Raw genomic sequence first — 20,333 nt, forward strand, 5'->3', positions numbered from 1 at the left:
AAACAAGCATTGGACTGAATGACCAGCATCCACCATCATGCGCGGCAGTCCCCAGAAAGAGACGCCATGTCCAATCCCTTCTCCCCTGCCCTGCTCTGGGCCCTGGCCGACCAGTTCGGCACGCCCCTGTGGGTCTACGACGCCGCCACCATCCGCGCGCGTATCGCCCAGCTCAAGGCCTTCGACACCATCCGCTTCGCCCAGAAGGCCTGCTCCAACATCCACATCCTCAAGCTCATGCGCGAGCAGGGCGTGAAGGTGGACGCGGTCTCGCGCGGCGAGATCCTGCGCGCGCTGGCGGCCGGCTACAGGGCCGGCCATGCCCAGGACCTGCACAGCGACATCGTGTTCACCGCCGACGTGATGGACGAGGCCACGCTGGCCTGCGTGGCCGAGCACAAGGTGCCCGTGAACGCCGGCTCCATCGACATGCTGCACCAGCTGGCCCAGGCCTCGCCCGGCCACCCGGTCTGGCTGCGCATCAACCCCGGCTTCGGCCACGGCCACAGCAACAAGACCAACACGGGCGGCGAGCACAGCAAGCACGGCATCTGGCACAGCGACCTGCTGGCCGCGCTGGACGCCATCCGCGCGGGCGGCCTGACCCTGGCCGGCCTGCACATGCACATCGGCTCGGGCGTGGACTACGGCCACCTCCAGCAGGTCTGCGGCGCCATGGTGGAACTGGTGCGTGCCACGCACCAGGCAGGCCACGACCTGCAGGCCATCTCGGCCGGCGGCGGCCTGTCCATTCCCTACCGCGAGGGCGATGCCACCATCGACACGGCCCACTACCACGGCCTGTGGGACGCGGCGCGCGAGCAGGCCGAGGCCATCATGGGCCATGCCCTGGGACTGGAGATCGAGCCGGGCCGCTTTCTCGTGGCCGAATCGGGCGTGCTGCTAGGCCAGGTGCGCGCCACCAAGAACGCGGGCAGCAACCATTTCGTGCTGGTGGACACCGGCTTCAACGAGTTGATGCGCCCCTCCATGTACGGTAGCTGGCACGGCATGCAGGTGCTGCGCCGCGACGGCCAGGCACTGCCCGCGCGCGACGCCGTGGTCGCCGGACCGCTGTGCGAATCGGGCGACGTGTTCACCCAGGGCGACGGCGGCGTGGTGCTGCCGCGCTCCCTGGCCGGCGCCTCGGTGGGCGACCTGCTCGTCATCCATGACACGGGCGCCTATGGCAGCTCCATGTCCAGCAACTACAACACGCGCCCCCTGGCTGCCGAAGTGCTGGTCGACGGCGACGCCGCCCGCCTGATCCGCCGCCGCCAGACGGTGGAGGAACTGCTGGCGCTGGAGCTGGACCTGTAGGCACCGCGAGCCGCGCCACCGGCGTGAAAAAGCCCCGGAGCCGTCAGGCTGCGGGGCTTTTTTGCAGGCAGCATGCCTCGGGCCTCACTCTCCCCGCGGATCGCGCGCCATCAGGTGCTGCACGGCCTCGGCGGCTCGCAGCCGGCCGTCGAGCAGGTCCACCACGGTCTCGGTGATGGGCATTTCCACATTGAGCAACCGCGCGCGCGCCAGCACGGTGCGCGCGCTGTACACGCCTTCGGCCACATGGCCCAGCGAGGCCACGGCTTCGTCGAGCGTGCGGCCCTGGGCCAGCAGCAGACCCACCTTGCGGTTGCGCGACAGGTCGCCCGTGGCGGTGAGCACCAGATCACCCAGGCCCGACAGGCCCATGAAGGTCTCGATGCGCGCACCCAGCGCCAGGCCCAGGCGGGTCATCTCGGCAAGGCCGCGCGTGACCAGGGCCGCGCGCGCGTTCAATCCCAGCTGCAGGCCGTCGCACAGGCCGGTGGCGATGGCCAGCACGTTCTTGACCGCCCCGCCCACCTCCACGCCCACGATGTCGGAATTGGCATAGACGCGCATGGCATCGCCATGGAAGGCGGCGACCAGGGCATCGCTGACTTCGGGATGGCGGCTTGCGGCCACCAGCGCCGTGGGCTGGTGGCGAGCCACCTCGGCCGCGAAGCTGGGTCCGCTGAGAACGCCGCACAGCAGGTCAGGCGCCACCTGGGCGCAGACCTCGTGGGCCATCAGCCCATGCGAGGCGGCCGAAGCACCGGGCGCCACGGCCTCGAAACCCTTGCACAGCCATGCCACGGGCGCCGATGCATGCCGCAGGCGCAGCAGCCATTCGCGCAGGGCCGCCATGGGTGTGCCGATGACAATCAGGTCAGCGGCAGCCAATCGGCCCTCGATCTCGCCCTGCACGACCTGCAAGCCGGGCGGAAAGGCCACGCCGGGCAGGTAGCGGGCGTTCTCCCGCTGTGCCTGCATGGCCTGGGCCTGGGCGGCATCGCGCGCCCACAGGGCCACGGTGCGTCCGCCCCCGCGCGAGGCGGCGCTCATCGCCAGTGCCGTGCCCCATGCGCCGGCGCCAATCACCACAATGTTCATATCTGCTCGGATGGTTGCTGCAAAGAATGAAAAAAGAGGCCTGAAGGCCTCTTTTCTTGTACCACAGCGAAGCGACATCAGCCGCGTTCGCAGGGCGGCGGCTTACTGCGGCAGGGAGTTGCCGTCGGCCTGGGCGGCCGCCTGCTGCTGCTCGTACATGGCCTGGAAGTTGATTTCCGCCAGGTGCACGGGCGGGAAGCCTGCGCGGGTGACCACGTCGGCCACGTTGCCGCGCAGGTAGGGGTAGATGATCTGGGGGCAGGCGATGCCGATCACACCGCCCATCTGGTCCTCGGGCACGTTGCGGATCTCGAAGATGCCGGCCTGCTTGGCCTCGACCAGGAACACGGTCTTGTCCTGGATCTTGGTCTGCACGGTGGCCGTCACGGCCACTTCGAAGATGCCTTCGGCCACGGGAGTCGCTTCGACGCCGAGCTGGATGTCCACGCTGGGCTGCTCCTGCTCCAGCAGGATGGCGGGCGAATTGGGCTGCTCCAGCGACAGGTCCTTGAGGTAGACGCGCTGGATCTGGAAGACGGGAGTGTCCTGTTCGGCCATGGAATCAGTCTTTCTGGGCAAAAGCCCCGGTCCTGCGACCTGGGCATCAAAAAATCAACGACAAAAATGCCCGCTGCCAAAAGCTTGTGCAGCGGGCATCTGGGCCAGCATTATGCAGCGCCCAGGTTTCAACTTTGCAGCAGGGGCACCAGGGCTCCCTGGGCATCCAGCGCCATCAGGTCGTCACAGCCGCCCACATGCTGCTCGCCGATGAAGATCTGGGGCACCGTGCGGCGGCCCGTGCTCTGCATCATCACATCGCGCGCGGCGGGATCGGTGTCGATGCGGATCTCCTCGATCTGCTCCACGCCCTTGGACTTGAGGATCTGCTTGGCCCGGATGCAATAGGGGCAGACAGCGGTGGTGTACATCTTCACGGCTTGCATGTGCAGCTTTCTCCGAATGTGCGTGCCGCCTGCTGATCGGCGGCTCTGATCGTTCCAGGTGGAGGCGCTTCAGGCCTTTTCAACCGGCATGCCGGCATCGCGCCATGCCTTCAGGCCGCCGGCCAGGGCCTGGGCCTTTTCATAGCCCAGCTTGCGGGCCAGGGCCTCGGCACGCGCGGCGCGGTTGCCCTTGGCGCAGATCAACACCAGCGGCAGGGCCTTGTTCTTGACCGTGGAGGGCAGCTTTTCCTCGAACTGGCCCAGCGGCAGGTTCCTGGCGCCGTTGGCATGGGCCGCCGCGAATTCCTCGGGCTCGGAGACATCGATGACCACGGCCTTTTGGCGGTTGATCAGTTGCACGGCCTGCGCGGCCGTCAGCGAACCGCCGCCGGCGCCACGCACCATGGGCAGCAACAGCATCACGCCCGACGCCAGCGCGATCAGGATCAAATACCAGTTATCGATGATGAATTTCACGTCATTCCTTGGGTTGGCAAACCTGTCAATTCTAGAATGGCGGCTTTTGCCCCCGCGACAGCCCAGCTTTGTCGCATCGACAGACTCAGAAAGCCGCCATGTACAAGCTCGTGCTGATCCGCCACGGTGAATCCACCTGGAACCTCGAAAACCGCTTCACCGGCTGGACCGACGTGGACCTGACCGCCACCGGCGTCGAGCAGGCCAAGAACGCCGGCCGCCTGCTCAAGGCCGAGGGCTACGACTTCGACCTCGCCTACACCAGCGTCCTCAAGCGTGCCACGCGCACGCTGTGGCACACACTGGACGAGATGGACCGCACCTGGCTGCCCGTGGAGCACAGCTGGCGCCTGAACGAGCGCCACTACGGCGGCCTGCAGGGCCTGAACAAGGCCGACATGGCGAAGCAGTACGGCGACGCCCAGGTCCTCGTATGGCGCCGCAGCTACGACACGCCGCCTCCGGCCCTGGCCCCCCAGGACCCGCGCAGCGAGCGCGGCGATGTGCGCTACGCCCGCCTCGACCCCGGCCAGGTGCCGCTGACCGAATGCCTGAAGGACACGGTCGCGCGCGTGCTGCCGTTCTGGAATGAGTCCATCGCACCTGCGATCAAGGCCGGCAAGCGGGTCGTCGTGGCCGCGCACGGCAACTCCATCCGCGCCCTGATCAAGTACCTGGACGGCATCTCGGACGACGCCATCGTCGGCGTGAATGTGCCCAACGGCATTCCGCTGGTCTACGAACTGGACGCCGACCTCCGGCCGATTCGCCACTACTATCTGGGCGATGCCGAGGCGGCCGCCAAGGCCGCAGCCGCAGTGGCTGCCCAGGGCAAGGCCTGAGCCCCGGCTCCCCGGGGTGAGCACCCGCTACAGAAATTGCGCCCGCAGCCTCCTTTTTGGGGAACCACGCGGGCGTCTGCCTTTCCAAGCGGGTGTATATTGATGCGGTTAAAGGGGTGATATGGGCCAGAAAATCAAAATTGCCGGCTGGGTTTCCGTAGGTGTTTTCGCCGGAGCACTGACCACGGTGTCCTTGCAGACCGTCGCCCGCGGCGCCATGGCCCCGCTGCCGCTGGAAGAAATGCAGCAATTGGCGCAGGTCTTCGGCATGGTCAAGGCCAGCTATGTCGAGCGTGTCGACGACAAGAAGCTGATCACCGATGCCATCTCGGGCATGGTCTCCAGCCTCGACCCGCATTCGCAGTACTTCGACAAGAAGTCCTACAAGGAATTCCGCGAGAGCACGTCGGGGCGCTTCATTGGCGTGGGCATCGAAATCACGTCGGAAGATGGCCTGATCAAGGTCGTCTCGCCCATCGAGGGCTCTCCCGCCTTCCGTGCGGGCCTGAAGACGGGCGACCTGATCACCAAGATCGACGACACCGCCGTCAAGGGCCTGTCCCTCAACGATGCCGTCAAGCGCATGCGTGGCGAGCCCAATACCAAGGTGCAGCTGACCATCCTGCGCAAGGATGAGAGCCGCAGCTTCCCCGTGACCATCACGCGCGAGGAAATCAAGACGCAGTCGGTCAAGGGCAAGCTGATCGAGCCCGGCTACGCATGGATCCGCCTGAGCCAGTTCCAGGAACGCACGGTGGACGACTTCGTGCGCAAGATCGAGGAGCTGTACAAGCAGGAGCCCAACATCAAGGGCCTGGTACTGGATCTTCGCAACGACCCCGGCGGCCTGCTTGACGCGGCCGTGGCCATCTCCGCGGCCTTCCTGCCGCCCGATGTCACCGTGGTCTCCACCAACGGCCAGTTGCCCGAGAGCAAGGAGACCTACAAGGCCTCGCCGAACTTCTACGCGCGCCGCGGCATGGGCGACCCCCTGCAGCGCCTGCCTGCCTCGCTCAAGAAGCTGCCGCTGGTGGTGCTGGTCAACGAAGGCTCGGCCTCGGCCAGCGAGATCGTGGCCGGAGCCCTGCAGGACCACAAGCGCGCCACCATCATGGGCAGCCAGACCTTCGGCAAGGGATCGGTGCAGACCGTGCTGCCGCTGGGTGCAGGCACGGAAACCGGCCTGAAGCTGACCACGGCCCGCTACTACACGCCCAGCGGCAAGTCCATCCAGGCCAAGGGCATCGTGCCGGATGTGATGGTGGACGAGACCGCCGAAGGCGACCTGTACGCCGCCCTGCGCATGCGCGAAGCCGATCTGGAAAAGCACCTGTCCAGCGGACAAGGCGCAGAAGTCAAGGACGAAGTGCGCGAGAAAGCCCGCGAGGAAGCCCGCAAGCGCCTGGAGGAAGAGGCCAAGAAGCCGCCGACCGAGCGTCGCCTGCCCGAATTCGGCACCGACAAGGACTTCCAGCTGCAGCAGGCGCTCAACCGCCTCAAGGGCCAGCCCGTCATGGTCAGCAAGACCCTGACCGAGCGGGCCCCCGAGAAGAAGGAAAACTGACGGGCGCGGGCCGGAGGCCCGCGCTCCCACCAGGCCGGGCACCGCCCGGCTTTTTCACGTCTGGAGACGCGAATGAACGACGATCAACTGCTGCGCTACTCGCGCCATATCCTGCTCGATGAGATCGGCATCGAGGGCCAGGAGCGCATCCTGGCGGCCCATGTCCTCATCATCGGCGCAGGCGGACTGGGCGCCCCTGCGGCGCTGTACCTGGGATCGGCCGGCACGGGCCGCATCACCCTGGTGGACGACGATGCCGTGGACCTGACCAATCTCCAGCGCCAGATCGCCCACACCACCGATCGCGTGGGCCAGCCCAAGGTGCAGTCCATACGCATGTCCGTGCATGCCATCAACCCGGGCATCCGCATCGACTGCCGTCAGCAGCGCGCCGACGATGCCCTGCTCGATGAACTCGTCCCCCAGGCCAGCCTGGTGCTGGACTGCACGGACAACTACCGCACACGCCACCGCATCAACGCCGCCTGCGTGCGCCACCGCGTGCCCCTGGTGGCGGGGGCCGCCATCCGGCTGGATGGCCAGCTCATGGTGGTGGACCCGCGCGACCCGCAGTGCGCATGCTATGCCTGCGTCTTCCCCCCCGAGGCGCAGTTCGAGGAGGTGCAGTGCTCGACCATGGGCGTCTTCGCCCCCGTGGTCGGAGTGATGGGCAGCTTGCAGGCCGCGGAAGCCCTCAAGCTGATCGCGGGTTTTGGCACGCCCGCAACAAACCGGCTGACCATGTTCGACAGCCGCAGCCTGGATTGGAGTAGCATGCAAACCACCCGTGCCCCCGACTGCCCGGTCTGCGGTAACAAGGCGTAGGAATCGACTGACTTCCAGGCCGATCACCCACTGGCACAATCGCCCGCTGTCGCGCAGGACAATGAAGGCCGGGCTCCACCGGACTCCGATTGCCATCCGCGTCCCTATTGGATACAGCCGTGAAATTGCGCACCTATCTTGTTGAAGACAACCCGACGATCCGCGAGAACCTGATCGCCACGCTTGAAGAACTGGCCGACGTCGAAGCCGTGGGCATCGCCGAGACGGAAAGCGCCGGAACGAGCTGGCTTCAGCAGAATCCGGAGGCCTGGGATCTCGCCATCGTGGACCTGTTCCTGCGCCAGGGCAGCGGCCTGGGAGTGCTCACCGCCTGCCGCGAGCGCCAGCCGCACCAGAAGATCGTGGTGCTCAGCAACTACGCCACACCCGACATCCGCAGCCGCTGCGCCCAACTCGGCGTGGATGCGGTCTTCGACAAATCCAACGAAATCGATGCGCTCATGGAATATTGCATGAATATCGATGTCTTGTCCCTCAATCAATTGAAAACAGCCTGAACGAAAACCACGGCAACTGGTTTCCACCCCAAAAAAAAGGCTGCAAGATTTGATAATCGTGCAGCCTGCCGGACTTATTACTTCGAAATCAGTCGATCAGCCGATTCTTGAGCGCGTAATAGGTCAAATCGCTGTTGGACGACAAGCCCATTTTCTCCATCAAGCGCGTGCGGTAGGTGCTTACCGTCTTGACGCTGAGCGAGAGCGACTTTGCAATATCACCGGCCGTTTCACCGCGGGCCAGCTTCAGGAACACCTGGAACTCGCGCTCGGACAATTGCTCGTGGGCGGGTGCATCATCCTTGCGATTGAGCTGCTGGGCCAGAAGATCGGCCACGGCAGGCGTCAGGTAGCGTCGGCCCAGGGCCACCGTGCGGATGGCTTCGGCGATCTCCTGCGGATCACACTCCTTGTTCAGATAGCCGCTGGCACCCTGGCGGATCAGGTTGATGGCGTAGTGCTCCTCGGGATAGCCGCTGAGGATGAGAATGCCCATGTCGGGCGCCTTGGCTCGCAGCATGGCCAGCGCGTCGATGCCGCTTTGCCCGGGCATGGACAGGTCCATCAGCAGCACGTCGATCTCGTGGGCACGGACCAGGTCGATGGCTTCGCGGCCATTGGCGGCCTCGCCCACCACACGCAGATCCACATGCTCGGAGAGAAACTGGCGCAAACCCGAGCGCACAATTGCATGGTCGTCCACAATGCCAATTCTGATCATGAATACCTCTTTCCAGGAACCAGCTCGGACACTGGTGGTACAAAAAAATCATGGTAACCGCCGGTACAAGCACTGCACCGGCAACCGATAACACGATTATGCAGAATATCGGCGATGTTCTTGTAGGCGAGAGGATGCTTATGCGTTGGATAAATTTCCGAAGGATTGCGATCAGCCTGGCATTCGCCATCGTAGCGGCCGTGCTGCTGGTCAGCATTAACGAGGCCAGCTACAAGCGCTCGACCAAGGCACTGGAGGCCATGACGCAGACCCAGGCCACCCGCTCGGAGATCAGCCAGTTGCTGCGGCTGATGCTCGATGCGGAAACCGGCCTGCGCGGCTACCTGCTGACCGGCGAGGAGCGCTACCTGGAGCCCTACAGCAAGGCGATCACGGCCATCAACTACAACATGGATGAGCTGCGCCAGATCTTCATCTACGACCCGCAGGAGCTGGCCATCTTCACGCCGCTGGCGCGCCAGGTCGAGCGCAAGATGAGCGAGATGGAACTGAGCCTGCGCCTGTACCGCCAGGGCAACGAAGAGGCTTGGCGCTTCGTCATGTTCACCGATGTGGGCATGGAGAACATGGACGCCATCCGCGACTACACGGGCAAGCTGCTGGAAGGCATAGACCAGCGCTCGGCCAAGAACCTGCAGGACATCGAGCACACGCTGTCCCTGTCGCGGATCGGCATCGCCACGGTCACGGCGCTGGGCGTGCTGGGCTTTTTCATGTACTTGCGCCAGGCCCATGCGCTGCAGCAGGCCCACCAGCGCGAGCAGGAAATCCAGCGCGACGAGCGCAACCGCCTGGAAGCCTTGGTGCGCGAGCGCACGGCCACCCTCACGGAGCTGGCCAACCACCTTCAGCAGGTGCGCGAGGACGAGCGCGGCCACCTGGCACGCGAGCTGCACGACGAACTGGGTTCACTGCTGACGGCTGCCAAGCTCGACGTGGCCCGCCTCAAGTCCAAGATCGATCTCAGCGTCCCGGACGTGGGCGAACGTGTCAGCCATCTGGTGGAGACGCTCAACAGCGGCATCGCACTCAAGCGCCGCATCATCGAAGACCTGCGTCCCTCCTCGCTGTCCAACCTCGGCCTGACGACCGCGCTGGAGATCCTGGCCCGCGAATTCGGCGAGCGCAGCGGCATCGAGGTCACGGCCAACCTGGAACAGGTGGAACTGCCGGAGTCGACGCAGCTGACGGTCTACCGCATCGTCCAGGAGTCGCTGACCAACATCGGCAAGTACGCCAAGGCCAGCCACGTGCTGGTCTCGGTACACAACTACCCTACCTATGTCACGATACAGATCCAGGACGATGGCGAAGGCTTCGAGACCTCGTCCATGCGACCCAACTCCCACGGCCTGACCGGCATGCGCCACCGCGTGGAAGCGGCGGGTGGCCGCCTGACGGTATCGTCCGAGCTTGGCAAGGGCACGGCCATATCGGCCGTCATCCCACTGAACACCGCCTCGTCGTCCCCCTCCGCGTCCGCCTGACCCGCAACGTCCCTGCCCGGCTCCGCCGGCAGGGGCTTTTTCCCTAGGGGCCGACCGGTGCATTCCTACAGTCGACCCGTGCCCAACCCTGACGCCATGCCACGCCGGGCACCGTCAATCGGACCCCGGCCCGCTCGGTACAGTCGATGGCATGTGAACAGCACCCGGCCCCTACCCGCCCCGTGCCGTTTCCTGGAAAACGAACATCGCAAGGAGTTTTTCATGCTGCACTACGCCATCGTGTTCTTCGTCATTGCCCTGGTCGCCGCCATCTTCGGCTTCGGTGGCATTGCGGCAGGCGCTGTAGGCATCGCCAAGATCCTGTTCTATATTTTCGTGATCATGGCCGTCGTCACCTTCGTGATGAGCCTGATCAAGAAGTAGCGGCTGCACCGTCTTCGACACACCGCACATCGCATCCATCACCAGTATTCAGGAGGATCCATTCAATGAGCCAGACCGAGAAAGCAGTGAACAAAGCCGCCGATGCCGCCAAGGAAGTCGCTCAGGACGTGACCGACGCTGCCAAGGAGGCCGTCAACACCACGCGGCGTACGGCGGCCAGCGCGCTGGACAAGGCCGAGGAGGGCGTGCAGGCCGTCGAGCGCGAGCTCAACCCCGTCATCGACGACCTCGCGGCCCGTGCCCAGGAATGGGCCACGCGCGGCATCAACTTCTGCGCAGACAGTTCCGACCGTGCACGCCGCCAGCTGCAGTCGGCCACCGAAGCCACCACCCGCTACGTCATCGAGCAGCCGGGCCGCTCGATCCTGCTGGCAGCCGCCACCGGCGCCGCCATCGCCACCGCGTTCTTCATGAGCTCGCGCTCGCGCAAGTAAGCAGACCGCTCCTGCGTTCCCCATTTTTCCCATCCAAGAAGGAAACGACCATGCAAAAGTACACCCGAGCCATCGCTTTCGCCCTTGTCGCCGGCGCCACCGTGCTGGGCACCACCGCGTGCTCCGTGGCCCGCAACCAGCAGACCGTGGGCTCGTATGTGGACGATGCCGGCATCACCACGGCCGTGAAGGCCAAGATGGCGGAGGACAAGAGCGTCTCGGCCACCTCCATCAGCGTCGAGACGTTGAACGGCACGGTGCAGCTGTCCGGCTTTGCGAAGTCCGAAGCGGAAAAGGCCCGCGCCGCCGAGATCGCCCGCACCACCAAGAACGTGCGCGAAGTGCGCAACAGCATCGTGGTCCGACCCTGAGCCTGGTCTCGGCCGATGCCCCCGAAGGCCGGTTCACCGGCCTTTTTTCTTTGGCGCTCCCCGCTTGCCGACATACCGCGTAAAGTCCCTGCCATGCGTGTCTTCAACTGTGATGCCTGCGGCCATCCTGTCTTCTTCGACAGTGTGCAATGCGTGCACTGCGGAGCCTTCCTGGCCTTTCTGCCCCAACACCTGCAGGTGGCCTGCCTGAGACCCGCGCCCCATCCGCATGCGGACACGCTGTGGGAGACCTTGCCTTCGCCGGCACGCGCGGCCGCCGCACCGGCCAGGCTCTACAAGATGTGCAGCCACCGCGGTCCGATCGGACAGTGCAACTTCGCACTGCCAGCCGATGATCCCCATGCGCTGTGTGAATCGTGCCGCCAGACACGCTGGCTGCCGGATCTGTCCGACCCCTCCAACGCGCTGCGCTGGACGCGGATCGAGTCCGCCAAGCGCCAGCTGTTCTACACGCTGGCCCGGCTCGGCCTGGCGCCGCGGCCTGGCGAGGAGGGGCCGCGCTTCGAACTGCTAGCCGATCTGCCTGGACAGACGCCGGTGATGACGGGCCACGCCAATGGCACCATCACGCTGAACGTGGTCGAGGCCGACGACGCCGAGCGCGCCCGCCGGCGCCAGGCCCTGCACGAGCCCTACCGCACCCTGCTCGGACATCTGCGCCATGAATCCGGGCATTTCTTCTGGGAACGGCTGGTGGTGGGAACAGGCCGGATCGACGAATTCCGCACGCTGTTCGGCGACGAGCGCCAGGACTATGCTCAGGCGCTGCAGGACTACTATGCCCGCGACCCCATGGACAACCAGTGGCGTGACAGCTTCGTCAGCGCCTATGCGACGGCGCATCCCTGGGAGGACTGGGCGGAGAGCTGGGCCCACTACCTGCACATGGTCGACCTGCTGGAGACTGCCGCCAGCTACGGCACCTGCATCGCCGTGCCGGCAGGTAGCGCAACCCCGCCCGCCCTGCGGGTACAGGACCCGTTTGCGGACCCGGCGCCCGACTTCGACACCATGCTGGACCAATGGGTGCCGCTGACACTGCTGACCAACAGCCTCAGCCGCAGCCTGGGCCAGGAGGACGCCTATCCGTTCGCGCTCTCTGCGGGCGCACGGCGCAAGCTGGAATTCATCTATCTGTCCGTTCAGGCCGGGGCAGCGGGACGCCGCGCCTGAGACGCTCAGGGCGTGCGGTTGGCCTGCACCTTCTGCAGCAGCCGCGCGTGCACGCCGGGCGAGACGAACTTGTCGACCTCGCCGTCCAGCGTGGCGATCTCGCGCACGAAGGTGCTGCTGATGAACTGGTAGCGGTCGCTGGGCGTGAGAAACACGGTCTCCACCTCGGGCATCAGGGTGCGGTTCATGCCCGCGAGTTGAAACTCGTAGTCGAAGTCGGTGACGGCGCGCAGGCCGCGCACCATGGCCTTGCCGCCGCGGGCCACCACGAAGTCGCGCAGCAGGCCATGGAAGCTCTCGACCTGCACATGGGGATAGATGGACACGGCCTCGCGCACCATCTCCATGCGCTCTTCCAGGTTGAACATGGTCTTCTTGTGGTGCCCGGCCGCCACGGCCACGATGACATGGCTGAACAGCTGGGTCGCACGGCGCACCACATCCTCGTGACCCAGTGTGATCGGATCGAAGGTTCCGGGATAGACGGCAATCACGTCCTGGCTCATGGCGGTGGCTCTCCTTGGCTGCGCGTGCCCTGGTCCGGCACGGATGGCGCATTATGCATTGCACTGCAACATGGCCGGTCGGCTGCGCGACAGCCGTGCCACCGGCCTGGGCACGGCTGCCGTGGACGGCCTCACTCGTCCAGCGATGCCCTGCGCAGCAGGTGGGCGTGGACGGCACCGGCCTTGAGATGGCGGTGCAGCCCCAGTCCTCCAGCCTGTGCCAGCTGCTCCTCGCTCCAGGCCCGGGGCGCCTCCAGGTAGACATAGCCCAGGGCCGACACGGCCTGCGCGGCGGCCTTGAGCGCCGGCTCGAACAGGTCGGCACGGTCGAACGGGGGATCGATCAGCACCAGGTCCAGCGTGCCCGGCGCCACCTGGCGCAGGCACCCCAGGCCATCGCCGCGCAGCACGCGCACGGCCTGGGCACCCAGACGCTCTCGCAGGCGCTGCAACTGCAGGACCAGGGCGCCATCCTGCTCGTTCATCAGCACGCTGGCCGCGCCGCGCGATGCAGCCTCGAAGCCCAGGGCTCCCGTGCCTGCGAAGGCATCCAGGCAGTGCCAGCCCGTCAGGTCCTGGCCCAGCCAGTTGAACAGGGTCTCGCGCACACGGTCGGGCGTGGGCCGCAGGCCCGGGTGCTGCGCCACGGGCAGCCGCGTGCGGCGCCACTGGCCGCCGATGATGCGGACCTCGCCCGCGCCCGAAGAAGCCGGCTTGCCGGCTTTCGTCTTCACGGCAGGCACTGCCGCAGGCGCCTTGGGCGCCGCGGCCTCGGCCGTGGCCTTTTCCAGCCAGCGCTTGCCGGCGGGCGTATGCAGCTTGATGCTGTTGCGGCTCATGGCTGTCCTCCCACGACGACGGTCACCATGCGCTCGGGCTGCAGCATGCGCTGCATGGCCTCGCGCACATCACGCACCGTCAGCGCCTGCACGCGCTCGGTCCAATGCTCCAGGTAGTCCAGCGGCAGGCCGTTCCAGGCGATGTTGGCCACATTGCCCAGCAACTTGCGGTTGCTGTCGATGCGCAGGGCGAAGCCACCGATCAGGTTGTCCTTGGCGGCCTTCAGTTCCTTGTCGGTCGGTCCTTCGGCCACGAAGCGGCGCAGCGTTTCCTGCGAAACCTTCAGGGCCTCCGCCGCCTGGTCGGGGCGCGTCTGCAGGCCGATGGTGAAGGCCCCCGCGTCCAGGCCCGGGGAGAAGTCGCTGTAGACGCTGTAGCTCAGGCCGCGCTTTTCACGCACCTCCTCGGTCAGCCGCGAGGTGAAGCCGCCGCCGCCCAGGATATGGTTGCCCACGAGCACGGCCATGAAGTCCGGACTGTTGCGCGCAATGCCCGGCTGCGCGATCAGCACCTGGGCCTGGGCCGAGGCGAAGGGGATATTCTCCGTGACCGGCGCCTTGAGAGCCTGCACCCTGGGCACCTCCGGCTGGGGCGCACAGACGCTGGCGTCCTGCCCCTGCGCTGCCTGCAGCGGTGCCAGCAACTGCTGCACCAGCTGGTCGGCCTGCTCGCGGCTGACCGCGCCGACGACGCTGACCTTGGCGCGGCAGGCGGCGATCAGGCGGCGATGGAAGGACTGCATGTCTGACAGGTCGATACGCGACAGGCTCTCGCCCGTGGCGCGCGCACCGTAGGGGTGGGATCCGAACACGCCCTGGCTCAGGGCCTTGGCGGCCACCATGCCGGGCCGCGTGTCGGCCTCCTTGATGGCAGCGCTCCAGCGCTCGCGCTCACGCAGCCACACATCCTGCGGCCAGCTGGGGCTGGCGATCTGGCGTGCCGCCAGGGCCACGGCGCGCTGCAGCAGGGCAGGCTCGGTCAGCGAACGCAGGCCATAGCTGAAGCTGTCGCGGCCGGCCTGGGCGCCAAAGCTGGCCCCCAGATCTGCCCAGGCCTGGCCCAGGCCGTTCTCGTCGAGCGCGGGTGCATCGTTCAGGGCCACGACGCCCTTGGACGCCATCAACGCCACGGCACTGGCCAGGCCTGCCTGGCTTGCCGGATCGCGCCGGCTTCCGGCATCGAAGTCCAGTTGCACGTCGACCATGGGGATGCCCGGGCTGTCCACCAGCCAGACCTGCGCCCCGCTGGGCTGGGTCCAGTGCTGGATCGGCAGCAGTGCCCAGGCGGACGTGGCGCCAAAGCCCAGGCCCACGCTTGCCAGCACGGAGCTGGCCACCATCTTTTTCATGTTCTTCATCTTCACTCCAGCGGGCTTGGCCGCATCAATGCAGGGGGCCGTTGATGCCTGCGCCGGCATCGGGGCGGCGAGGCTTGCCCCCTTCGGGCAATGGCTGCGGCACCAGGGTGCCCACGGTGAGCTGGTCATCGCCGAAATACCGGGCCGCCACGCGCCTGACATCCTCTGACGTGATGGTGCGCAACTGGTCCAGCAGGCGGTCTTCCGCATCCAGCGGCATGCCCTGGACCCAGTAGCTGCCCAGGCTCTGGGCCTGGCCCATGACCGAGTCGCGCTCATAGATATTGGAGGCCATCCACTGGGTCTTCACACGCTCGAGTTCGGCAGGTTCGACGCCATCCTTCGCGACCCTTGCGACCTCGGCGCGCAAGGCGGCCTCGACCTCGGCAGCCGTCTTGCCCGTGGCAGGCACGCCTGTCAGCATGAACAGGCCGGGGCCGCGCCCCATGAGGGACATGGAGCTGCCCGCGCCGTCCGCCACACGGCCTTCGCCCTGCACCAGGGCACGCTCCAGGCGCGCGCCGTCATAACCGTCGAGCACGGCCGAGAGCACCAGCAGCGCCAGCGCATCGCGGTCGTCGGCCGTGAGGTCGCTGACGCGTGTCAGCGAAGGTGCACGGAAGGCCAGGGCCACCAGGGCCTGCTCGGCCGGCTGCCTGACCTCGATGCGGCGCATGCCGATCTGCACGGGCTCGGTGCGCGGCTTGCGTGCCGGCAGGGCCCGTGCGGGAATGCTTCCGTAGTACTTTTCGGCCCAGGCGCGGACCCTGGCCACATCCACATCCCCCGCGACGACCACGGCGGCATTGCCGGGCACATACCAGCGGCGGTGGAAATCGCGAACGTCATCGGGCGTCATGGCATCCAGGTCGCTCATCCAGCCGACCACGGGCCGATGGTAGGGCGAGGCCATGAAGGTCGCCGCCATCAGTTGCTCCATCAGCATGGCGCGCGGCTGGTCCTCGGTGCGCATGCGGCGCTCCTCCTTGACGACCTCGATTTCCTTCTTGAACTCGCTGTCCGGCCAATGGTTGTTGGCAAAGCGGTCGGATTCGAGCTTCATCACGTCTTCCAGCCGATTGGCGGGAATCTGCTGGTAGTAGCCTGTGTAGTCGCGGCTGGTGAAAGCGTTTTCCTGCCCGCCCAGCGCGGCCACGCGGCGCGAGAACTCGCCGGGTGCCACCTTCTTCGAACCCTTGAACATCATGTGCTCGAGCACATGGGCCACGCCCGAGGTGCCATCGACCTCGTCGATGGCACCCACGCGCACCCAGACCATGTGCACGGCCGTGGGCGCGCGCCGGTCCGGCTGCACGATCAGCCGCATGCCGTTCCTGAGGGTGAATTGCTGCGCCATGCCGGCGGAGCGCGATCCGTCCGTGGCCTGGTTGGCCACCGTCTGCAACAGCGATGAAGGGATGGAAGATGATGCATCGGGGGCGGCCAGCGCAGCCCCGGTGCCCATGCAGGCCATTAAGCCCAGGAGGGTGAGTGCATGTTTCATAGAATGCTGTGATTCTAAGAACCTGCCGATGTTCAGTTTTTTCAAGAAAAAGCCCACCCCCCCGTCCGCTGCCGAGATCTCCCCGGCGGACCGCAGCGCCGTGCCCGACCAGGCCGGCATTCCCACGCCCCCCGCACCGGACAAGGCTTCCGCCCCGCCCGCTGCCGACGCTGCTGCCGCCGAAGCAGGTGGCGCGTCCTCCTGGTGGCGCAAGCCCTTCGGCGGCGGCAAAGGCGATGCCACCGCTTCCAGCGCACCCTCGGCCGAAGCCGCGGCGCCATCGTCCGACTTCGTCGCCGCGCCCGAGCCCACGGCCAAGCCCGAGGCCGAGGGCGCCGGCCGCCAGAGCTGGATGCAGCGTCTCAAGGCCGGCCTGCGCAAGACCGGCAGCAGCATCGCCACAGTCTTCACCGGCACCCAGATCAACGACGCGCTGTACGAGGAACTCGAGGACGCGCTGCTGATGGCCGACACCGGCGTCAAGGCCACCGAGCACCTGCTCGCCGACCTGCGCCGCCGCGTCAAGGAATCCAAGGTCACCGAGCCGGCCGCCGTCAAGGCCCTGCTGGCCGATGCCCTGGCCGACCTGCTGCGCCCGCTGGAAAAGTCGCTGCTCATCGGCGAGCACCAGCCCACCGTGATCATGGTCGCCGGCGTCAACGGCGCGGGCAAGACCACCTCGATCGGCAAGCTGACCCGGCACCTGGCCGAGGAAGGCCAGAGCGTGCTGCTGGCCGCGGCCGACACCTTCCGTGCCGCCGCGCGCGAGCAGCTCGGCGTCTGGGCCAATCGCAACACCGTGGAGATCGTCAGCCAGGAGGGCGGCGATCCCGCCGCCGTGAGCTTTGACGCCGTCAGCGCCGGCCGCGCCCGCAAGAAGGATGTGGTGCTGGTGGACACGGCGGGCCGCCTGCCCACCCAGTTGCACCTGATGGAAGAGCTCAAGAAGATCCGCCGCGTGGTCAGCAAGGCCGACGCGACGGCGCCCCACGAGGTGCTGCTGGTCATCGACGGCAACACCGGCCAGAACGCGCTGGCCCAGGTGCGCGCCTTCGACGATGCGCTGCAACTCACGGGCCTGATCGTCACCAAGCTCGACGGCACGGCCAAGGGCGGGGTGCTGGCCGCCATTGCCCAGGAGCGACCGATTCCCGTGTATTTCATCGGCGTGGGCGAGAAGGTCGAGGACCTGGAGACCTTCAACGCCCGGGAATTCGCGCAGGCGCTGCTGTCCTGACGGCAGCCACCGGGCCCGGCCGAAGCCACCCCTTCGAACCAAGGAGCGCACTGCGCTCCTTTTTTCATGGCCGCATGGGGGACAGAGGGCAAGGGTTTTCCCTTGATCCGTATCAAGCCACAGGTTTTATGCTCGGCATTGATTTATAAGAAGAACATTGTTTTATACAAGAAACAATCGATGCTGGCAGGCACTTCTCTTGCTTGCACTTGCCTTCGCCTTTCTCAGGAGTTCCCCCCATGACAGCCCCCACCCTGCTCGGCACCGCCGCCCTGCTCGCCGCCGCCGCCGCATGCCAGACCGCCCTGGCCCAGGATGGCACCGTGCAGCAACAACTGGCCGCCAAGCCCTTCACCATCGTCGCGCCCTTCCCGCCGGGCGGGCCCGTCGATGCCCTGGCCCGCCTGCTGTCCACGGGATTGGCAGAGCGCCACAGACAGACCTCGGTGGTGGAGAACAAGCCCGGCGCCAACGGCAATATCGGCATCGACATGGTGAAGCGCGCTGCGCCTGACGGCCATACGCTGCTGGTCGTGCCCCAGGGCAACCTGACCATCAATCCCACGCTGCTGGCCAAGCCCGGCTACAGCGTGGAGACGGACTTCGCACCCGTGGCGTCGCTGGCAAAGGCGGCCAACGTGATTGCCGTGCACCCGGGCGTGCCGGCCAAAACGGTGCAGGAGCTGGTGTCCTTGTCCAAGGCCAGGCCGGCCACCATCAGCTATGCCTCGCCTGGCGTGGGCTCCAGCCTGCACCTGGCCGGCGAGCTGTTCAGGCAGCAGACCGGCGCCGACATCCTGCACGTGGCCTACAAGGGAACCGCCCCCGGCCTCAACGACGTGCTGGGCGGCACCGTGCCGATGATCGTGGGCAATGCGCCCGCCCTGCTGCCACATGTGCAGTCGGGCAAGCTGCGCGCGCTGGCCGTGACCGACCCGGCGCGCAGCAAGTATCTGCCCGAGGTGCCCACGCTGGCCGAGGCCGGCGTGCCGGGCATCGCCATCTCCTCCTGGTACGGCGTGATGGCGCCGAAGAAGACGCCGCCAGCCGTGCTCAGGCAGCTGGAAAAGGATATTCAGGAAATCTTCGGCAGGCCGACGGTGGTCCGGCAACTGGACCTGCAGGGCATCGAGCCCTGGATCGTCACGGGCAGCGCCTTCGGCGAACTGATCCGCAAGGAGACGGCGACCTGGGTCCCCGTGATCAAGGCCGCCAACGTCAAGCCGCAGTGACCGGCGGCACGGCCCCTGCCGGGGCCGTCGCCGACACCTGCGAGCGCAGCCACTGCGCGTAGTCGGCCATGCAGCGCTCGGTGCGCATGGTGATCTGCGGGACGCTGTAGCTGTGGCCGGCACGGATCAACCCCGCCAGGCGCCCCAGCACATCGGGCAGGGTCTTGCAGACCAGCCGCCATTCGGGCGTGGCATGCAGCTCGCCCTCCCATACATAGTGCGAGGTGATGGCTTCCACCTGCACGCAGGCCGCGGCCTGCTGCTGCACCAGGCTGCGGGCCAGCCCGGCCGCCTCCTCGGCGCTGGGGACGGTGGTGGCCACCACGCACAGCGTGGACCATGGGGCGGTGTTCGAGGCATCGGGCTTCATGGCTGCGTAGTCTACGATTGCGCCAGGCCAGGCGGTATCGCCTTCAGGGCATCAGTCCTTTCTGCCGCGCCTGCAGCCGCGCCAGTCCCAGCAGCGCATCGGTGAACGGTGTCTGCACGCCGCAGAGCTGGCCGATCTCGCGCACGGCCCCCACCAGGGCATCCAGTTCCACCGGCTTGCCGGCCTCCACGTCCTGCAGCATGGATGTCTTGAAGGCACCCAGCTTGAGCGTGACGGCATGGCGGTCTTCGGGCGACTCGTCGATGGGCAGGCCGATGCGCGCACCGATCTCCTTGGCCTCCAGCATCACGCGCGTGATCAGGCCGCGCACCAGCTCGTCGCCCAGGATGCGGTCCGAGGTGGCGCCCGTCAGCGCGCTGACGGGGTTGACGGTCATGTTGCCCCAGAGCTTGTACCAGGCGTCGCGCTGGATGTTGTCGGAGACCTTGGCCTCGATGCCGCCACGCTGCAGCAGCCGGGCCAGTGCCGCCAGGCGCGGTGTGGGCGGCAGGCCGGGCCCTGCGGCCAGAGGCTCGCCCAGGATGAGGCTGTTGCCGAAGTGGCGGCGCACCACGCCGGGCGCATCGTTGGAGCAACTGGCATGGACCACCGAGCCCAGCACCTGGCCCAGCGGGATGGCGCGCGCAATGCGGCCTTCGGGGTCCACCGTCTTCAGTTGCCTGCCGCGCACGGCGGCATCGACGCCGCCTTGCAGGAACCACCAGGGCACGCCGTTCATGGCCGTGAGAACCACGGTCTGCGGGCCGATCAGCGGGGCGATGCGCTCGGCCACATCGGGCATGCCCGGCGCCTTGACGGAGATGATGACCAGGTCCTGCACGCCCAGGGCGGCAGGGTCCTGCTCGGCACGCAGCGCGAAGTGCTCGCGCTGCTCGCCGTGCACCAGGGTCAGGCCCTGGGTGCGCAGCGCCTGCAGCGCGGCGCCGCGCGCCACGGCGCTGAGCTGGCAGCCGGCGCGGGCCAGGGCCGCGCCCATCCAGCCGCCGATGGCACCGGCGCCGAAGATGCAGGCCTTGTCGAATGAAATGCTTGTCTGTTCCATGGTCAT

Annotated in this window: 23 protein-coding genes; 12 read left to right on the forward strand and 11 right to left on the reverse strand. The window is 66.8% G+C overall.

What is annotated here, in order from left to right; translation table 11 throughout:
* Positions 1–66 precede the first annotated feature (66 nt).
* Positions 67–1,320 (forward strand): diaminopimelate decarboxylase, encoded by a 1,254-nt coding sequence (lysA, locus tag L1Z78_RS22425; RefSeq protein ID WP_234638548.1) that lies wholly within the window; start codon positions 67–69, stop codon positions 1,318–1,320.
* An 84-nt stretch (positions 1,321–1,404) separates the two neighbouring features.
* Here the strand turns inward: lysA and L1Z78_RS22430 are convergent, their stop codons facing one another.
* The 4 genes from L1Z78_RS22430 to L1Z78_RS22445 all read right to left on the reverse strand — a co-directional run bounded on the left by L1Z78_RS22430 (position 1,405) and on the right by L1Z78_RS22445 (position 3,836).
* Entirely contained in the window at positions 1,405–2,415 is a 1,011-nt protein-coding gene (locus tag L1Z78_RS22430; protein ID WP_234638549.1) for an NAD(P)H-dependent glycerol-3-phosphate dehydrogenase, read from the reverse strand.
* A gap of 102 nt (positions 2,416–2,517) precedes the next feature.
* Entirely contained in the window at positions 2,518–2,973 is a 456-nt protein-coding gene (gene secB, locus L1Z78_RS22435) for a protein-export chaperone SecB (RefSeq protein WP_234638550.1), read from the reverse strand.
* A gap of 128 nt (positions 2,974–3,101) precedes the next feature.
* A complete protein-coding gene (gene grxC / locus L1Z78_RS22440; RefSeq protein ID WP_234638551.1) occupies positions 3,102–3,359 on the reverse strand; it encodes a glutaredoxin 3 in 258 nt (85 codons plus the stop codon).
* A 69-nt stretch (positions 3,360–3,428) separates the two neighbouring features.
* Positions 3,429–3,836, reverse strand: a complete 408-nt coding sequence (locus tag L1Z78_RS22445; RefSeq protein WP_234638552.1) for a rhodanese-like domain-containing protein — start codon at positions 3,834–3,836, stop codon at positions 3,429–3,431.
* Positions 3,837–3,934: 98 nt separating this feature from the next.
* On the opposite strand from L1Z78_RS22445, the gene gpmA reads away from it, so the two are divergent.
* The 4 genes from gpmA (at position 3,935) to L1Z78_RS22465 (ending at position 7,585) form a co-directional block, all read left to right on the forward strand.
* On the forward strand, positions 3,935–4,678 hold the full coding sequence (gene gpmA / locus L1Z78_RS22450) for a 2,3-diphosphoglycerate-dependent phosphoglycerate mutase (RefSeq protein WP_234638553.1): 744 nt from the start codon (positions 3,935–3,937) through the stop codon (positions 4,676–4,678).
* A gap of 121 nt (positions 4,679–4,799) precedes the next feature.
* The gene (locus tag L1Z78_RS22455; protein WP_234638554.1) at positions 4,800–6,242 is read left to right on the forward strand and encodes a S41 family peptidase; all 1,443 of its coding nucleotides are present in this window, start codon (positions 4,800–4,802) and stop codon (positions 6,240–6,242) included.
* A gap of 72 nt (positions 6,243–6,314) precedes the next feature.
* Positions 6,315–7,067 (forward strand): HesA/MoeB/ThiF family protein, encoded by a 753-nt coding sequence (locus L1Z78_RS22460; RefSeq protein WP_234638555.1) that lies wholly within the window; start codon positions 6,315–6,317, stop codon positions 7,065–7,067.
* Positions 7,068–7,186: 119 nt separating this feature from the next.
* Positions 7,187–7,585, forward strand: coding sequence for a response regulator (locus tag L1Z78_RS22465; protein WP_234638556.1), 399 nt, complete (start codon positions 7,187–7,189; stop codon positions 7,583–7,585).
* A gap of 88 nt (positions 7,586–7,673) precedes the next feature.
* Here the strand turns inward: L1Z78_RS22465 and L1Z78_RS22470 are convergent, their stop codons facing one another.
* Positions 7,674–8,306 (reverse strand): response regulator transcription factor, encoded by a 633-nt coding sequence (locus L1Z78_RS22470; RefSeq protein ID WP_012203736.1) that lies wholly within the window; start codon positions 8,304–8,306, stop codon positions 7,674–7,676.
* 140 nt (positions 8,307–8,446) lie between these two features.
* Between L1Z78_RS22470 and L1Z78_RS22475 the strand changes: the two genes are divergently transcribed.
* The 5 genes from L1Z78_RS22475 (at position 8,447) to L1Z78_RS22495 (ending at position 12,218) form a co-directional block, all read left to right on the forward strand.
* Positions 8,447–9,814 carry a CHASE3 domain-containing protein gene (locus L1Z78_RS22475; RefSeq protein WP_234638557.1) on the forward strand — a complete coding sequence of 456 codons (1,368 nt, stop codon included), beginning with the start codon at positions 8,447–8,449 and terminating at the stop codon, positions 9,812–9,814.
* A 222-nt stretch (positions 9,815–10,036) separates the two neighbouring features.
* On the forward strand, positions 10,037–10,198 hold the full coding sequence (locus L1Z78_RS22480; RefSeq protein WP_013803930.1) for a DUF1328 domain-containing protein: 162 nt from the start codon (positions 10,037–10,039) through the stop codon (positions 10,196–10,198).
* Between the two features lie 65 nt (positions 10,199–10,263).
* A complete protein-coding gene (locus L1Z78_RS22485) occupies positions 10,264–10,653 on the forward strand; it encodes a hypothetical protein (RefSeq protein WP_234638558.1) in 390 nt (129 codons plus the stop codon).
* A gap of 50 nt (positions 10,654–10,703) precedes the next feature.
* Positions 10,704–11,024, forward strand: a complete 321-nt coding sequence (locus tag L1Z78_RS22490) for a BON domain-containing protein (protein ID WP_234638559.1) — start codon at positions 10,704–10,706, stop codon at positions 11,022–11,024.
* 93 nt (positions 11,025–11,117) lie between these two features.
* The gene (locus L1Z78_RS22495) at positions 11,118–12,218 is read left to right on the forward strand and encodes a zinc-binding metallopeptidase family protein (protein WP_234638560.1); all 1,101 of its coding nucleotides are present in this window, start codon (positions 11,118–11,120) and stop codon (positions 12,216–12,218) included.
* Between the two features lie 5 nt (positions 12,219–12,223).
* Here the strand turns inward: L1Z78_RS22495 and coaD are convergent, their stop codons facing one another.
* The 4 genes from coaD to L1Z78_RS22515 form a co-directional block, all read right to left on the reverse strand.
* The gene (coaD, locus tag L1Z78_RS22500; protein ID WP_234638561.1) at positions 12,224–12,724 is read right to left on the reverse strand and encodes a pantetheine-phosphate adenylyltransferase; all 501 of its coding nucleotides are present in this window, start codon (positions 12,722–12,724) and stop codon (positions 12,224–12,226) included.
* Positions 12,725–12,855: 131 nt separating this feature from the next.
* Positions 12,856–13,563, reverse strand: coding sequence for a 16S rRNA (guanine(966)-N(2))-methyltransferase RsmD (gene rsmD / locus L1Z78_RS22505; protein ID WP_234638562.1), 708 nt, complete (start codon positions 13,561–13,563; stop codon positions 12,856–12,858).
* Positions 13,560–14,921, reverse strand: coding sequence for a M16 family metallopeptidase (locus L1Z78_RS22510; RefSeq protein WP_234638563.1), 1,362 nt, complete (start codon positions 14,919–14,921; stop codon positions 13,560–13,562). Before L1Z78_RS22510 ends, rsmD begins: the two co-directional genes overlap by 4 nt.
* A gap of 25 nt (positions 14,922–14,946) precedes the next feature.
* A complete protein-coding gene (locus tag L1Z78_RS22515; protein ID WP_234638564.1) occupies positions 14,947–16,425 on the reverse strand; it encodes a M16 family metallopeptidase in 1,479 nt (492 codons plus the stop codon).
* A gap of 28 nt (positions 16,426–16,453) precedes the next feature.
* On the opposite strand from L1Z78_RS22515, the gene ftsY reads away from it, so the two are divergent.
* Both ftsY and L1Z78_RS22525 read left to right on the forward strand, forming a co-directional pair.
* On the forward strand, positions 16,454–17,662 hold the full coding sequence (gene ftsY / locus L1Z78_RS22520; protein WP_234638565.1) for a signal recognition particle-docking protein FtsY: 1,209 nt from the start codon (positions 16,454–16,456) through the stop codon (positions 17,660–17,662).
* A 239-nt stretch (positions 17,663–17,901) separates the two neighbouring features.
* On the forward strand, positions 17,902–18,894 hold the full coding sequence (locus L1Z78_RS22525; protein ID WP_234638566.1) for a Bug family tripartite tricarboxylate transporter substrate binding protein: 993 nt from the start codon (positions 17,902–17,904) through the stop codon (positions 18,892–18,894).
* Here the strand turns inward: L1Z78_RS22525 and cutA are convergent.
* Together cutA and L1Z78_RS22535 are read right to left on the reverse strand one after the other, a co-directional pair.
* On the reverse strand, positions 18,881–19,264 hold the full coding sequence (gene cutA, locus L1Z78_RS22530) for a divalent-cation tolerance protein CutA (protein ID WP_234638567.1): 384 nt from the start codon (positions 19,262–19,264) through the stop codon (positions 18,881–18,883). The two genes, L1Z78_RS22525 and cutA, sit on opposite strands and share 14 nt — an antisense overlap.
* Positions 19,265–19,307: 43 nt before the next feature.
* Entirely contained in the window at positions 19,308–20,333 is a 1,026-nt protein-coding gene (locus tag L1Z78_RS22535; RefSeq protein ID WP_234638568.1) for a 2-dehydropantoate 2-reductase, read from the reverse strand.

Origin of the sequence: Delftia tsuruhatensis (assembly GCF_903815225.1) — a bacterium.
GTDB classification, from domain to species: Bacteria; Pseudomonadota; Gammaproteobacteria; order Burkholderiales; family Burkholderiaceae_C; genus Comamonas; species Comamonas tsuruhatensis_A.

Coding starts and splice junctions, on each gene's coding strand:
- ftsY (WP_234638565.1), top strand. CDS start 16,454: ATGTTCAGTTTTTTCAAGAAAAAGCCCACCCCCCCGTCCGCTGCCGAG.
- L1Z78_RS22515 (WP_234638564.1), bottom strand. CDS start 16,425: ATGAAACATGCACTCACCCTCCTGGGCTTAATGGCCTGCATGGGCACC.
- cutA (WP_234638567.1), bottom strand. CDS start 19,264: ATGAAGCCCGATGCCTCGAACACCGCCCCATGGTCCACGCTGTGCGTG.
- L1Z78_RS22495 (WP_234638560.1), top strand. CDS start 11,118: ATGCGTGTCTTCAACTGTGATGCCTGCGGCCATCCTGTCTTCTTCGAC.
- L1Z78_RS22510 (WP_234638563.1), bottom strand. CDS start 14,921: ATGAAGAACATGAAAAAGATGGTGGCCAGCTCCGTGCTGGCAAGCGTG.
- L1Z78_RS22460 (WP_234638555.1), top strand. CDS start 6,315: ATGAACGACGATCAACTGCTGCGCTACTCGCGCCATATCCTGCTCGAT.
- L1Z78_RS22525 (WP_234638566.1), top strand. CDS start 17,902: ATGACAGCCCCCACCCTGCTCGGCACCGCCGCCCTGCTCGCCGCCGCC.
- L1Z78_RS22475 (WP_234638557.1), top strand. CDS start 8,447: ATGCGTTGGATAAATTTCCGAAGGATTGCGATCAGCCTGGCATTCGCC.
- secB (WP_234638550.1), bottom strand. CDS start 2,973: ATGGCCGAACAGGACACTCCCGTCTTCCAGATCCAGCGCGTCTACCTC.
- lysA (WP_234638548.1), top strand. CDS start 67: ATGTCCAATCCCTTCTCCCCTGCCCTGCTCTGGGCCCTGGCCGACCAG.
- L1Z78_RS22485 (WP_234638558.1), top strand. CDS start 10,264: ATGAGCCAGACCGAGAAAGCAGTGAACAAAGCCGCCGATGCCGCCAAG.
- coaD (WP_234638561.1), bottom strand. CDS start 12,724: ATGAGCCAGGACGTGATTGCCGTCTATCCCGGAACCTTCGATCCGATC.
- L1Z78_RS22455 (WP_234638554.1), top strand. CDS start 4,800: ATGGGCCAGAAAATCAAAATTGCCGGCTGGGTTTCCGTAGGTGTTTTC.
- L1Z78_RS22430 (WP_234638549.1), bottom strand. CDS start 2,415: ATGAACATTGTGGTGATTGGCGCCGGCGCATGGGGCACGGCACTGGCG.
- L1Z78_RS22470 (WP_012203736.1), bottom strand. CDS start 8,306: ATGATCAGAATTGGCATTGTGGACGACCATGCAATTGTGCGCTCGGGT.
- L1Z78_RS22490 (WP_234638559.1), top strand. CDS start 10,704: ATGCAAAAGTACACCCGAGCCATCGCTTTCGCCCTTGTCGCCGGCGCC.
- L1Z78_RS22535 (WP_234638568.1), bottom strand. CDS start 20,333: ATGACCATGGAACAGACAAGCATTTCATTCGACAAGGCCTGCATCTTC.
- gpmA (WP_234638553.1), top strand. CDS start 3,935: ATGTACAAGCTCGTGCTGATCCGCCACGGTGAATCCACCTGGAACCTC.
- grxC (WP_234638551.1), bottom strand. CDS start 3,359: ATGCAAGCCGTGAAGATGTACACCACCGCTGTCTGCCCCTATTGCATC.
- L1Z78_RS22480 (WP_013803930.1), top strand. CDS start 10,037: ATGCTGCACTACGCCATCGTGTTCTTCGTCATTGCCCTGGTCGCCGCC.
- rsmD (WP_234638562.1), bottom strand. CDS start 13,563: ATGAGCCGCAACAGCATCAAGCTGCATACGCCCGCCGGCAAGCGCTGG.